This window comes from Pseudomonas sp. B7, from assembly GCF_016735645.1.
In the GTDB taxonomy this organism is placed as follows: Bacteria; Pseudomonadota; Gammaproteobacteria; order Pseudomonadales; family Pseudomonadaceae; genus Aquipseudomonas; species Aquipseudomonas glycinae.
The window spans coordinates 518,402-531,708 of record NZ_JAERRE010000001.1 but is presented as its reverse complement, the minus strand read 5'-3'; the positions used below and the strand labels follow the sequence as shown (position 1 = coordinate 531,708).

15 protein-coding genes are annotated in these 13,307 nt (G+C 59.9%); 10 read left to right on the top strand and 5 right to left on the bottom strand.

Going from position 1 to position 13,307, the window contains the following annotated elements; all coding sequences use genetic code 11:
* Positions 1-19: 19 nt before the first annotated feature.
* A complete protein-coding gene (locus tag JKA62_RS02620; protein ID WP_003213031.1) occupies positions 20-256 on the bottom strand; it encodes a DUF3820 family protein in 237 nt (78 codons plus the stop codon).
* A 205-nt stretch (positions 257-461) separates the two neighbouring features.
* Between JKA62_RS02620 and JKA62_RS02615 the strand changes: the two genes are divergently transcribed.
* Positions 462-929 (top strand): PA2169 family four-helix-bundle protein, encoded by a 468-nt coding sequence (locus JKA62_RS02615; RefSeq protein WP_007951153.1) that lies wholly within the window; start codon positions 462-464, stop codon positions 927-929.
* A 75-nt stretch (positions 930-1,004) separates the two neighbouring features.
* Here the strand turns inward: JKA62_RS02615 and JKA62_RS02610 are convergent, their stop codons facing one another.
* Together JKA62_RS02610 and JKA62_RS02605 are read right to left on the bottom strand one after the other, a co-directional pair.
* On the bottom strand, positions 1,005-1,475 hold the full coding sequence (locus tag JKA62_RS02610; RefSeq protein ID WP_003227420.1) for a MaoC family dehydratase: 471 nt from the start codon (positions 1,473-1,475) through the stop codon (positions 1,005-1,007).
* Between the two features lie 44 nt (positions 1,476-1,519).
* Positions 1,520-2,464 (bottom strand): alpha/beta hydrolase, encoded by a 945-nt coding sequence (locus JKA62_RS02605; RefSeq protein ID WP_201816158.1) that lies wholly within the window; start codon positions 2,462-2,464, stop codon positions 1,520-1,522.
* A gap of 248 nt (positions 2,465-2,712) precedes the next feature.
* Between JKA62_RS02605 and fadD2 the strand changes: the two genes are divergently transcribed.
* Together fadD2 and fadD1 are read left to right on the top strand one after the other, a co-directional pair.
* On the top strand, positions 2,713-4,401 hold the full coding sequence (gene fadD2 / locus JKA62_RS02600; protein WP_201816156.1) for a long-chain-fatty-acid--CoA ligase FadD2: 1,689 nt from the start codon (positions 2,713-2,715) through the stop codon (positions 4,399-4,401).
* Between the two features lie 352 nt (positions 4,402-4,753).
* Positions 4,754-6,451 (top strand): long-chain-fatty-acid--CoA ligase FadD1, encoded by a 1,698-nt coding sequence (fadD1, locus tag JKA62_RS02595; RefSeq protein ID WP_011335597.1) that lies wholly within the window; start codon positions 4,754-4,756, stop codon positions 6,449-6,451.
* A 52-nt stretch (positions 6,452-6,503) separates the two neighbouring features.
* Here fadD1 and JKA62_RS02590 read toward each other — a convergent pair whose 3' ends face one another.
* A complete protein-coding gene (locus tag JKA62_RS02590) occupies positions 6,504-6,881 on the bottom strand; it encodes a hypothetical protein (RefSeq protein WP_007951149.1) in 378 nt (125 codons plus the stop codon).
* Positions 6,882-7,078: 197 nt separating this feature from the next.
* Between JKA62_RS02590 and JKA62_RS02585 the strand changes: the two genes are divergently transcribed.
* From JKA62_RS02585 to def, 3 genes are all read left to right on the top strand, one after another.
* Entirely contained in the window at positions 7,079-7,270 is a 192-nt protein-coding gene (locus JKA62_RS02585) for a CsbD family protein (RefSeq protein WP_011335596.1), read from the top strand.
* 177 nt (positions 7,271-7,447) lie between these two features.
* Positions 7,448-8,398: a YihY/virulence factor BrkB family protein gene (locus JKA62_RS02580; protein ID WP_011335595.1), complete on the top strand. Its 951-nt coding sequence runs from the start codon at positions 7,448-7,450 to the stop codon at positions 8,396-8,398.
* Between the two features lie 2 nt (positions 8,399-8,400).
* Positions 8,401-8,940 carry a peptide deformylase gene (gene def / locus JKA62_RS02575; protein WP_007951144.1) on the top strand — a complete coding sequence of 180 codons (540 nt, stop codon included), beginning with the start codon at positions 8,401-8,403 and terminating at the stop codon, positions 8,938-8,940.
* Here def and JKA62_RS02570 read toward each other — a convergent pair whose 3' ends face one another.
* Positions 8,941-9,360 (bottom strand): GNAT family N-acetyltransferase, encoded by a 420-nt coding sequence (locus JKA62_RS02570; protein ID WP_011335594.1) that lies wholly within the window; start codon positions 9,358-9,360, stop codon positions 8,941-8,943.
* A gap of 337 nt (positions 9,361-9,697) precedes the next feature.
* Here JKA62_RS02570 and JKA62_RS02565 point away from each other — a divergent pair, with 337 nt between their 5' ends.
* From JKA62_RS02565 to JKA62_RS02550, 4 genes are all read left to right on the top strand, one after another.
* Positions 9,698-10,639: a fatty acid desaturase gene (locus JKA62_RS02565; protein WP_201816154.1), complete on the top strand. Its 942-nt coding sequence runs from the start codon at positions 9,698-9,700 to the stop codon at positions 10,637-10,639.
* A 7-nt stretch (positions 10,640-10,646) separates the two neighbouring features.
* Positions 10,647-11,438 carry a phosphate/phosphite/phosphonate ABC transporter substrate-binding protein gene (locus JKA62_RS02560; protein WP_201816152.1) on the top strand — a complete coding sequence of 264 codons (792 nt, stop codon included), beginning with the start codon at positions 10,647-10,649 and terminating at the stop codon, positions 11,436-11,438.
* Between the two features lie 127 nt (positions 11,439-11,565).
* Positions 11,566-12,111, top strand: coding sequence for a sigma-70 family RNA polymerase sigma factor (locus tag JKA62_RS02555; protein WP_201816148.1), 546 nt, complete (start codon positions 11,566-11,568; stop codon positions 12,109-12,111).
* Entirely contained in the window at positions 12,108-13,121 is a 1,014-nt protein-coding gene (locus JKA62_RS02550; protein WP_201816147.1) for an ABC transporter substrate-binding protein, read from the top strand. Before JKA62_RS02555 ends, JKA62_RS02550 begins: the two co-directional genes overlap by 4 nt.
* Positions 13,122-13,307 lie beyond the last annotated feature (186 nt).

Sequence of the window (13,307 nt, the reverse complement as noted above, 5' to 3'; positions counted from 1 at the left end):
CTCGGATCAGGGTGACGCCTCAGTGGCGCGGGGCAGGTTTGCCGTGTTTGGCGCGCAGCGGTTCGAGCAGTTCCGACAGGCCGTTGTGATCGATTTCCTGCATCAACGCCAACAGCCCGCCCAGTTCGCCATGGGGAAATCCTTCCCGGGCAAACCAGTTCAGGTACGGGCCCGGCAGGTCGGCAATGATCCGGCCCTTGTATTTGCCGAAGGGCATTTCGCGGGTGATCAGCAGTTCGAGCTTTTCAGGGTTCATCGTTGGAATCGTCTGGCTTTGAAAACACTTCGGAAAATACAGGCATTCTGCATGCAGGCCAAATGACAGATCATGCAAATAACAGGCATACAGATTTCTGGATTATTTGTAAGTTATTGAAAATCAAAGATTAAATTCTTTTAGTGAAGCTGGCACGACCACTGCAACACTCCTTGCATCTTTCACCCACGCAAGGAATTGAAAAATGACTGACATGAATAAAGAAGCCATCTCCGTCCTCAACGACCTGATCGAAACCAGCAAGGACGGTCAGGAAGGGTTCAAGACCTGCGCTGAGGACATCAAGCACCCAGAGCTGAAAACCCTGTTCGTGAAACGCTCCGCCGATTGCGCAACCGCTGCGGCCGAGTTGCAAGCCGCCGTGCGTTCGATGGGTGGCGATCCGGAAACCTCGACCAGTGTCAGCGGTGATCTGCACCGTCGCTGGGTCGACGTCAAAGCGATGTTCACCGGCAAGGACGAAGAAGCGGTGCTCAACGAAGCCGAGCGCGGTGAAGACCACGCCCTGAAGGCTTATCGTGAAGCGATCGAGAAGATCAACAAACACAATCTGGTCGGCATTCGTGACCTGGTCGAACGCCAGTACCACGGTGTGCAACGCAATCACGACCAGGTGAAGGCGCTGCGTAACCAGGCTCGCGCACGCTCGTAAGCGTTCGAAGCCCACAAAAAACGCCAGCTGGTCTGGCGTTTTTTTGTGCCCGGATTTGATCGAGGGCGAGGGCGATCAACCGATGCTGATGGCCGGCAGCGTCGGCAGGGTAACGGTCTGTTGCTTGCGCGGCGCCAGGATCTCGGCCTCGCCGTCCACCACCAGCTCATCGCGCTGATTGAATACGCGAGTGGCGATGCGCACGCGGAATTTCGGCAGTTTCTCAAGGATTTCCAGGCGCACGGTCAGGGTGTCGCCGATCTTCACCGGCTTCTGGAAGCTCATCTGCTGGCCGATATAAATGGTGCCCGGTCCAGGCAGCTCGCAAGCCACTGCGGCACTGATCAGCGCGCCGCTGAACATGCCGTGGGCGATGCGCTCCTTGAACATGCTGGCGGCGGCGAACTCGGCGTCCAGGTGCACCGGGTTATGGTCACCGGACATCGCGGCGAACAGCTGAATGTCGCGTTCTTCGACAGTCTTGCTGTAGCTCGCGGTCTGGCCCACTTCGAGGGCTTCGTAAGGGATGTTGGTAACCTGGGTCATGGGTCTGAATTCCTGTGACGGATGAAATGAATCCACAAAAAAAATTATTCGCTGCGGTGTGGCCGGCGATGGCTCAGGGCCTGTTTGATCCAGGCCAGCACATCGGCGGTCACTTCGTCGCGGTTGCTCTCGTTGAACAATTCGTGCCGGGCTTGCGGGTAGATCTTGAGTTGCAGGTTCTGGCTGCCGGCTGCGCGCAGGGCGTTGGCCAGATCAGTCAGACGCTTGCCTTCGCTCACCGGATCACATTCGCCGCCAATCACCAGCAGCGGCAGGCCCGGATCAATCTGGGCGAGATTGGACGCTTTGCTGATTTGCTGCAACCCGCCGAGCAGGTCGATCCACAACTGATTGGTGCAACGAAAGCCACACAACGGGTCGGTGGCGTACTTGTCGACCTCGACCGGGTCGCGACTGAGCCAGTCAAACGCGGTGCGCGCCGGTTTGAATTTATTGTTGAACGAGCCAAATGACAGCCACTCGATCAGTGCGCTGCGGCCCTTGGCGCCCTGGCGCAGCTTTTCGAACCGGGCGATCTGCCGGGCCGCGCGGTACAGCGCGACCGGCTGGAAATTCGAGCCGCTGAGAATCGCGCCGTGCAGGCTGGCGCTGTGATGCAGCAGATAAGCCTGGGCAATGTAACTGCCCATGCTGTGCCCGAGCAGCACGATCGGCACGCCCGAATGACGTTGGCCGAGGAACTGGTTGAGACTCGCGAGATCCCCAACCACCTTGCACCAGCCGTCGTCGTCAGCGAAGTGCCCGAGCGTCCCATGATCGGCCGTCTTGCCATGGCCGCGTTGATCGGGTGCGTACACACCGTAGCCTTCAGCGCAGAACGCCTCTGCCAGCCGTGCATAGCGACCGCTGTGTTCGGCCATGCCATGGGCCAGCAGAATCACCGCTTTCAGCGGCGCGTTCGGCAGCCAATGGTTGACGAAGAGGCGGCTGCGGTCACTCGCGTCCAGCCAGAAGGTGTCGTGGATCATGGCGATTCCTTTTGCGGCCTGTTTTTGCTCAAGCGTCGTGCAGAGGTTGCATTGTATAGCGCGTCCGATCAGCTCACGCCACGGCAGGAAGATTCACACGATCAATGACGACCTTGCCCATATTTGCCTGATTGACCATAGCTGCTAGTGTCCGTGAAGCCCCGCTTTTTGCTCTCGGCTTTTTCAGGGACAGAAAGAAATGACAGCGAAGCGGCCCCGGATCGGCTCAGGTAAAGAGGACAAGAACAATGCAACCTGATTTCTGGAATGACAAACGCCCGGCGGGCGTACCCCTGGACATCGACGCGGGTGAGTTCAAGTCGGTGATCGAGGTGTTCGAGCGTTCCTGCAAGAAATTCGCTGATCGCCCGGCGTTCAGCAACATGGGCGTGACCCTGACCTACGCCGAGCTGGAGCGCCAGAGCGCCGCCTTCGCCGGTTATCTGCAAGCCCACACCGACCTGGTGCCGGGGGATCGCATCGCGGTGCAGATGCCCAACGTCCTGCATTATCCGATTGCCGTGTTCGGTGCTCTGCGCGCCGGGCTGATCGTGGTCAACACCAACCCGCTGTACACCGCGCGGGAGATGCGTCACCAGTTCAAGGACTCCGGTGCCCGGGCGCTGGTGTACCTGAACATGTTCGGTCAGAAGGTCCAGGAAGTGCTGCCGGACACCGACATTCAGTACCTGATCGAAGCGAAGATGGGCGACCTGATGCCCACCGCCAAGGGCTGGCTGGTCAACACCGTGGTCAGCAAAGTGAAGAAAATGGTCCCGGCGTACTCGCTGCCCCAGGCGATTTCCTTCAAGAGCGCGTTGCGCATGGGCCGGGGCCTGGGCATCAAGCCGCTGAAGGTCGGCCTGGATGACATCGCCGTGCTGCAATACACCGGCGGCACCACCGGCCTGGCCAAGGGCGCAATGCTGACCCACGGCAATCTGGTGGCGAACATGCAACAGGTGCGCGCCTGTCTCGGCCAGTTCGGCAGCGACGGCCAGCCGCTGCTGCGCGAAGGGCAGGAGGTAATGATCGCGCCGCTGCCGCTGTACCACATCTATGCCTTCACCGCGAATTGCATGTGCATGATGGTGTCGGGCAACCACAACGTATTGATCACCAACCCGCGTGACATCGGCGGCTTCATCAAGGAGCTGAAGAACTGGAAGTTTTCGGCGCTGCTGGGGCTCAACACGCTGTTTGTCGCGTTGATGGATCATCCGGACTTCAAGACCTTGGATTTCTCCACCCTCAAGCTCACCAACTCCGGCGGCACCGCGCTGGTCAAGGCCACCGCCGAGCGTTGGGAGCAGATCACCGGTTGCCGGATCACCGAAGGCTATGGGCTGACTGAAACCTCGCCGGTGGCCTGCACCAATCCGTACGGCGAGCTGTCGCGGATCGGAACGGTCGGCCTGCCGGTGCCGGGCACCTTGTTGAAAGTCATCAACGACGACGGCGTCGAGCAGCCGCTGGGCGAGCGTGGCGAACTGTGCATCAAGGGCCCGCAGATCATGAAGGGCTACTGGAACAAGCCCGAGGCCACCGCCGAAGTGCTGGATGCCGAGGGCTGGTTCAAGTCCGGCGACATTGCAGTCATTGACCCGGACGGGTTCGTGCGCATCGTCGACCGCAAGAAAGACATGATCATTGTCTCCGGTTTCAACGTGTACCCGAACGAGATCGAAGACGTGGTGATGGCCCACCCGAAAGTCGCCAACTGCGCGGTGATCGGGGTGCCGGACGAGCGCTCAGGCGAGGCAGTGAAGCTGTTTGTGGTGGCGCGGGAAACCGGCGTGAGCCTGGAAGAACTGAAGGCTTACTGCAAAGAGAATTTCACGGCGTACAAGGTGCCGAAACATATCGTGCTGCGCGAGTCGTTGCCGATGACGCCTGTCGGGAAAATTCTGCGGCGGGAGTTGCGCGATATCGCATAAACAGACTGCGCCAAGCGCAATCGTCGGATCGCCGCCCGAAGCGGGCTCGCTCCCCCCAGGTTCACTGGTGACCCTGTGGGAGCGAGCCCGCTCGCGTTTCAAGCCCCCGAAAACCGGGACTTTCAAGGTGTTATAGGATTTTTGCTCTAAAATGACTGCCAATAGTTCTTGAGTCATTAAAGTGACCATGTGGGCCGCTTTTGGCTCTGGTCGACCCTTGGCAAAGCTGCTACTCTCGGCGCGCTTTGTGACTTCTCGGCCTTGTAAAAAGCCAGACTCACCAATAAACAAACACCAATAATAATCGCATCAAATGCGGTGCTGAATTCGCGTTGCTGAGGAGTGGGCTTCCATGATCGAAGACTTTTGGAAGGATAAGTACCCCGCTGGAATTGCTGCCGACATCAATCCAGACGAGTACCCGAATATTCAGGCAGTGTTGAAGCAATCCTGCCAACGCTTCGCCGACAAACCGGCGTTCAGCAACCTGGGCAAGACCCTCACCTACGGTGAACTGTACGAATTGTCCGGTGCGTTTGCCGCTTATCTGCAACAGCATACCGATTTGCAGCCCGGTGATCGAATCGCCGTGCAACTGCCCAACGTGTTGCAGTACCCGGTTGCCGTCTTCGGTGCCATCCGTGCCGGGCTGATCGTGGTCAACACCAACCCGCTGTACACCGCGCGGGAAATGGAACACCAATTCAACGACTCCGGTGCCAAGGCGCTGGTATGCCTGGCGAACATGGCGCATCTGGCCGAAACCGTGGTGCCGAAAACCGGTGTCAAACACGTCATCGTCACCGAAGTCGCCGACCTGCTGCCGCCGATCAAGCGTCTGCTGATCAACAGCGTCATCAAGTACGTGAAGAAGATGGTGCCGGCCTATCACCTGCCAAAAGCCGTCAAGTTCAACGACGTGCTGAGCAAGGGTCAGGGCCAGCCGGTTGCCGAAGCCAACCCGGACAGCGGCGACGTCGCGGTGCTGCAATACACTGGCGGCACCACCGGCGTGGCCAAGGGCGCGATGCTCACCCATCGCAACCTCGTCGCCAACATGCTGCAGTGCAAGGCGCTGATGGGCTCCAACCTCAATGAAGGTTGCGAGATCCTGATCACGCCGCTGCCGCTGTATCACATCTATGCGTTCACCTTTCATTGCATGGCGATGATGCTGATCGGCAACCACAACATCCTGATCAGCAACCCGCGCGACCTGCCGGCGATGGTCAAGGAACTGTCGAAGTGGAAGTTCAGCGGCTTCGTCGGCCTCAACACCCTGTTCGTGGCCCTGTGCAACAACGAAGGTTTCCGCAAGCTGGACTTCTCGGCGCTGAAAGTCACCTTGTCCGGCGGCATGGCCCTGCAACTGGCCGCAGCCGAGCGCTGGAAAGCGGTCACCGGTTGCCCGATCTGCGAAGGGTACGGCATGACCGAAACCAGCCCGGTGGCCACGGTCAACCCGATCCAGAACATCCAGATCGGCACCATCGGCATTCCGGTACCGTCGACCCTGTGCAAAGTCATCGACGATGCCGGTGTCGAGCAGCCGCTGGGCGAAATCGGCGAGCTGTGCGTCAAGGGCCCGCAAGTGATGAAGGGCTACTGGCAGCGTCAGGAAGCCACCGATGAAATGCTCGACAGCGAAGGCTGGTTGAAAACCGGTGACATCGCGTTGATCCAGCCGGACGGCTACATGCGCATTGTCGATCGCAAGAAAGACATGATCCTGGTCTCCGGTTTCAACGTGTACCCGAACGAGCTGGAAGACGTGCTGGCGGCCCTGCCCGGCGTGTTGCAGTGCGCGGCCATCGGCGTTCCGGACGAAAAATCCGGCGAGGCGATCAAAATCTTCATCGTCGCCAAACCGGGCGTCACGCTGACCAAGGAGCAGGTGATGGAGCACATGCGCGCCAACGTCACCGGCTACAAGGTGCCGCGTTCGGTGGAATTCCGCGATGCGCTGCCGACCACCAACGTCGGCAAGATCCTGCGCCGCGAACTTCGCGACGAAGAGCTGAAGAAGATCAAGGCGAAGAGCGCCGCATAAAACAAAAAGCCCCGCAGATGCGGGGTTTTTTGTTGGTGCAGGGCTTGAACGCTTACTGGCGGAACGGCGCGAAGTTCACATTGGTCCCCGCCGGGCGCATGTCCTGCAGGTACGAGTCCTTGTCGGCGCTCAGTTCCAGGCTCAGGGCGGCCTTGCGCTTGCCTTCGTTGCGGATCACCAGGCCTTCGAGTTTCTCGCGCAGGAACACGGTCGGCACTTTCAGGTGCAGCAGTTCGTCGGTGGCCGGGGTGTGCATCAACAGGTGAATCCACTCGTACTGACCGATGGCCAGGCGCGACACCGGCAAGTCGAACCACCAGATGTTGCGGTTGCGGTTCAGTTCGGCGAAGTGGCAGTTGTTGGTGCCGAGCACGGCACCGCCCAGTTCCTGGTTGCGACGGGCGATGGCCTGCTTTTTATCGAGTTTCATAACATTCCTGCGGGATCGGTTCTGTGGCGCCTGGCGCCCTTGTGGTGGGCATTCTCGGGGCAACGCTCGCAAACATAAAGCCCAACCTGCACGTCGCGACGAAATGAAACCCTGAAAATAAATGAAACTTGGCGCAAACCGGGCCAGTCAATCATTACGTACTGACTTTCCCCGTTAATGTTCCAAGGAGAATCACCATGGGTAGCACGAGCGATAAAGTGAAAGGCATGGCCAACGAAGCGGTCGGCAACGTCAAGCAGGGTGTCGGCAAAGCCACCGACAACACCAAACTGCAAGCCGAAGGCAAATTGCAAGAGAAGAAAGGCGAGGCCCAGCAAGCGGTGGGCAAAGCCAAGGACGCGATCAAGAAAGGCGTCGACAAGGCTTGATCAGGCCTTGAACGAAACAGCGAAGCGGCCATCCAAGGATGGCCGTTTTCGTATCCCGCTCACATGCGGTCACGGAACACAGTGTTTCAAAGTCGCCAAGTAAGCTACTTTGATGAGAGAAAAACGGCCCCTGAGTCGCCACGACTTCAACCTGTTTTGCGGCGAAAGGAGACGCGAATGATTTTTCCCGACATGAAAGGTCTGCCCCTGCACCGGGTGATGGTGCGCACGATCACCGAATTCGTCGACGACGAGATGTCGACCTATGCCTCGGCATTGGCCTACCAGATGCTGTTCTCGCTGTTCCCGTTCATTCTGTTCCTGATTGCCCTGATCGGTTTCCTGCACCTGCCGGACTTCTTCTCCTGGCTGCGCCTGCAATCGGAACTGGTGTTGCCGCCCCAGGCGCTGGAGCAGGTCAACCCGGTGATCGATCAACTGCAGCAATCCAAGGGCGGCCTGCTTTCGGTGGGTATCGTCATCGCCCTGTACACCGCGTCTGCCGGCGTGCGCCTGATGATGAGCGCGATGAACGCCGCCTACGATGTGGTCGAGGGCCGGCCTCTGTGGAAGCGTTTTCCGCTGTCTGTCATCTACACCGTGGGCATCGCCGGCATGTTGCTGGTGGCCGCTGCGCTGATGGTGCTCGGCCCGCAGGTGATGGGCTGGATCGCCGCGCAGGTCGGGTTGGAAGAAGTCATCGTTACCTTGTGGACCATCGCCCGCTGGCCGGTGATCGTGATCCTGATGATGGTGGCCGTGGCGCTGATCTACTACGTGATGCCCGACGTCAAACAGGAATTCCGCTTCATCACCCCCGGCTCGGTGTTGGCGGTGGTGGTGTGGATCATCGCGTCCCTGGGCTTCGCGTTTTACGTCAAGACGTTCGCCAACTACAACGCCATGTATGGCAGCATCGGTGCGATCATCGTGCTGTTGCTGTATTTCTATATTTCCTCCGCCGTGTTGTTGCTCGGCGCGGAGATGAATGCGGTCATCGAACATATGTCCAGCGAGGGCAAGGATTCGGGCGAGAAAGTCCCCGGCGAACTCGATGAACATCCCAAACAACACGTTTCCGGCCTCGGGCGCGATCATTCGCTCAAGCCGAACACTGACGAAGTCTGACCATGATCCGTGAAATCCTGAAGATGGGCGACGAACGCCTGCTGCGCATCGCCCCGCCAGTGCCCGCTGAAATGCTCGACAGTCCCGAGCTGTGGCAACTGATCGACGACATGTTCCAGACCATGGAAAGTGTCGGCGGTGTCGGCCTGGCCGCGCCGCAGATCGGCGTCGACCTGCAATTGGTGATCTTCGGTTTCGAGCACAGCGAACGCTACCCGGACGCCGAAGCCGTGCCGCAGACGATCCTGATCAACCCGCTGATCACGCCGCTCAGCCCGCTGATGGAAGAGGGCTTCGAAGGTTGCCTGTCGGTGCCCGGCCTGCGGGGCGCGGTGGATCGTTATCAGCAGATCCGTTACGAGGGCGTCGATCCCAAAGGCGAGCCGATTGTGCGTGTGGCCTCGGGGTTCCATGCGCGGGTGGTGCAGCACGAATGCGATCACCTGATCGGGCGGCTGTACCCGTCGCGCATTACCGATTTCAGCAAGTTCGGTTTCACCGAAGTGATGTTTCCGGACCTCGATCCCAACGCCGACGACTGACTAGTCCGTGCGCGGCGCCAGCTCCATGGCAATCATCGGTTTGCTCCGCGCATAACGGCTCAAGCGCTCGGCCATGGCCTGGGGCAGGGCGGGGTCGAAGGTGAAGCCGCGCCGCTCGTAGAATCCACGCAAGTCCGGATGGCAGAACAGCCACACCGGCGCCTCCACATCTTTCACCGCCGCCGCGATCAATTGCGCAGCGATGCCCTGTTCGCGGCAGGCCGGATCAACGAACAACCCGGTCAGCCAATGCCCGCCGAACACCGGCCGCAGGCACAGCGCCGCCACGATTTCCTCCCGCCGCGCCACCCACCATTGCGCCTCGCGCACCGCTTTCATCGACGATTGATGCTGGCGGTAGAACTTGTTCATCAAGGGCCAGGACAGGTCGTCGAGCTGGCTGTAACGGATGTCGGTCATGAATCGGACTGCCGGTGCAAAAGCTGCGGATTATAAAACAACGTGCCCGCCGGGATAGGTGTATACCTGATCTCACATCCCCTCTGAGTGGAGTACGCATCATGTCCAAAGGTATGGATTCGAAAAAAGCCGCGAAGAAGAAACCGGCCAAGACCGCCATCGAAAAGCGCCACGAAAAAAGGGCGAAAAAAGTCGACATTTTTGGCCATTGATCGCGCTGTACGGGAGCCCGGATCCGGGCTCCTGTCCTGTCCTTGAAAACAGCTCGCAAAAATAATCTGCAAGATTTCCCGCCGGTGTTGCACAGAACGATCAGACCCTCGTTCCGAGCCACGCCATGCCCCACTATTTTGACGATGCCCATCGCCAACAGATCGAAACCCTGCGTCAGCGCTTCACCGCGCGCACCGAGTGGCCGACCTGGCTGCTGCTGATCGGCGTGTACGTCGGCTGGTTTGCGATTGTGCTGGGCAGCGAACGGCTCGGCGTCTGGTGGAGCACGCTGCTGCTGATTCCGCTGCTGGTGCTGTGGCTGTCGGTGCAGCACGAATTGCTCCACGGACATCCGACGCGCTGGACCTTCGTCAACAAACTCCTCGGCTATGCGCCATTCGCGGTGTGGTATCCGTACACGCTCTATCGCGACAGCCATTTGCAGCACCATCGCGACGAAGACCTGACGATTCCCGGCGTCGATCCCGAAAGCCGTTACCTGAGTGCCGAACGCTGGCAGGGCAGTTCGCTGTTCGAACGCAGCCTGCACTGGCTGAACAAGACCGTATTGGGCCGCTTCATTCTTGGCGCACCGCTGGCATTGCTGACGCTGGCCGGTGAGGAATTGCAACGTCTGAAAAGCGGCGAGCGCCAGGCCTGGCTGATGTGGCTGACCCACGGCGCCCTGACCGTGCTGATGCTGTTTTTCATCGCCCGCTACAGCGTGTTGTCGGTGTGGCATTACCTGTTTTTGATCAGCGTGCCGGCGCTGTCGATCGCGATGGTTCGCTCCTACTATGAACATCGGCCGCATACGCAACCGGAGCAGCGTACGGTGCTCAACGAAGCCGGATGGCCGTGGCGCTGGCTGTTCCTGAACCTGAATTTCCATCTGGTGCATCACGACCTGCCGAAGCTTTCGTGGTACGACTTGCCCGAGGCCTACCGCATGCGCCGGGAGCAATGGGTGGCGCGCAGTGGCGGATTTCTGGTGCAAGGTTATGGGCAACTGTGGCGCCGGCACGGCATCAAGCCGATCGACAGCCCGCAGCATCCGTTTATTTGAGGCGAGCATGACGTCAGGTTACGCAGAGTTGTTGATGTACATCGCACCCGAGCCGATCCGCGCGGCGAACGAGCAATGGCTGGCGCGGATTCTCGAACACCTGGGCCATTCGCGGCTCGATGCCGAAGGCCTGTCGCTGCTGGAACTCTGGCGTTCACCCGAGTTGCTGCTGACCCAGACCTGCGGCTATCCGCTGATGACCGCGCTGCGTGGTCAGGTGAGGATTGTCGGCCGTCCGCGCTACGAATTGCCGGACGCCAGCGCCGGCAACCATTGCAGCCTGATCCTCGCCCGCGCCGATGATTCGCGCCGCAGTCTGGCGGCATTTTTCGACAGTCGCGGGGTGATCAACAGCGACGACTCCAACAGCGGCATGAACCTGTTGCGTCAGCGTCTGGCGCCGTTGCACCGGGACGGGCAGTTTTTCGCCACGGTCGGCATCAGTGGTGGTCACCGCGAAAGCCTGCGCTGGTTGCGTGAAGACCGTGCCGATCTGGCGGCCATCGACAGCGTGACCTTTGCGTACCTGGCGCAATACGCCGCCGCAGAGGTCAGCGGATTACGGGTGGTGGCGCGCAGTGCGTTCAGCCCGACCTTGCCCTTTATCACCGCCGCCAGCACGACGGACGAGCAGATTGAACACTTGCGCCGGGCGATGAATAGCAGCCTTCAAGACCTGCCCGATGTGGCTCGCATCCTCGGTTTGCCCGAAGTCCTGCCCGCCAGCGAAAGCGATTACCTCGTCCTGCTGGATTACCAGCGCGAGGCCGAAGAGCTGGGTTATGGCCGCCTGCGCTAGCGGCTTCTTGTAATTCGTTAATGGAATATAAAAATTCTTTTTAAGTATTTTTAACGCATAAGGCACCTTGCTAGGATCGCGCCACCGGACGACCGGACATTCAGCGACCCTTGACCAAGGAGCCCCCATGTCCGGCGCCGACTCATCCCATCGCAATCATGTGAACACGTTGTTTCGCGACCATTACCAGTGGTTGTGCACACGTCTGCGTCGGCAATCGAATGATGCGGCCACCGCTGAAGACATAGCCGCCGAAACCTTTGCGCAATTGCTCGAAGCGCCGGGCCTGACCGCCATCCGCGAACCCCGCGCGTTGCTCACCACCATTGCTCAACGCCTGCTGTACGAGCGCTGGCGGCGGGGCGATCTGGAGCGTCGGCATCTGCATCAATTGCAACAGGGCGACCTCGATCACCCCCCGTCTCCTGAAGAGCTCGCCGACCTGTCGCAGAGTCTCAAACACCTGGATCGGACGCTCCAGCGCCTGCCGGGCAAGGTGCGCTCGACCTTTCTGCTGGCGCGCATCGACGGCCTGACCTACCCGCAAATCGCTGCCGAACTGGGCATCTCCCAGCGTTCGGTGAGCCAGTACATGACCCGTTCCCAGGCTCTGTGCAATCGCCACAGCGCCAACCAAACCCTGATTTCCTCCCAGAACAAGAGGTTCGCATGAGATCGCTCAAAACCCTGCTCGGCAGTTCGCTGCTGGCCCTGACCCTGACGGCCGGCCACGTGGTGGCAGCGGAAAAAACCGCGCCGATCCACTTCGGCGACATCACTTGGGAAAGCGGGAGTTTCATCACCGAAGTGCTGCGCCTGATCGTCGAGAAAGGCTACGGCTACCCGACCGATACGCTACCGGGCAGCACCGTCAGCCTGGAAGCGGCGCTGGCGAAAAACGATATTCAGGTGATCGGCGAAGAGTGGGCCGGGCGCAGTCCGGCGTGGGTCAAGGCTGCCGCCGAGGGCAAGGTGTTCGGCCTCGGCGACACGGTGAAGGGCGCCACCGAAGGTTGGTGGGTGCCGGAATACGTGATCAAGGGTGACCCCGAGCGCGGGATCAAACCGCTGGCGCCGGAGCTGAAATCGGTGGCCGACCTGCCGCGCTACAAGGATGTGTTCAAGGACCCGGAAGACCCGAGCCGTGGGCGTTTCCTCAACAGTCCGACCGGCTGGACCTCGGAAATCGTCAACAGCCAGAAGCTCAAGGCGTATGCGCTGAACGACAGCTTCGTCAACTTCCGCACCGGCTCCGGCGCGGCGCTGGATGCCGAGGTGGCGTCGTCGATCAAGCGCGGCAAACCGGTGCTGTTCTACTACTGGTCGCCGACGCCGCTGCTCGGTCGCTTCAAACTGGTGAAGCTGGAAGAGCCGCCGTTCGACGCCGAAGCCTGGAAAACCCTGGCCGATGCCAACAACCCCAATCCGAGAGGCACCCGCTCGATGCCGGCGAGCCTGGCGATTGGCGTTTCGGCGCCGTTCAAAGCGCAGTATCCGGAACTGGTGACGTTCTTTGAGAAAGTCGATTTGCCGATTGATCTGCTGAACCAGACCCTGGCCGGGATGAGCGAGAAGCGCCAGCAGCCACGCCAGGTCGCCGAAGCGTTTCTGCGCGATCAACCGCAAGTGTGGAAGCCTTGGGTGCCGGATGATGTGGCGAACAAGGTTAGTGGGAGTCTGTAGTTCTTTTCCGATATTGGTGTCGTTTCAAAAGTTGCCATTGCGAGTCGGTCGCAATGGCAATCAACGCCCACGCCGCTGAACCGTTTCTCGTCCGCTTCCTGTCCGAATTCCCTCATTACTGGCCGACTAGTGGCCTTGCGCAAGCATTCGCGCTGTCTATGCTCATTCATAACTAACTATGCCGAA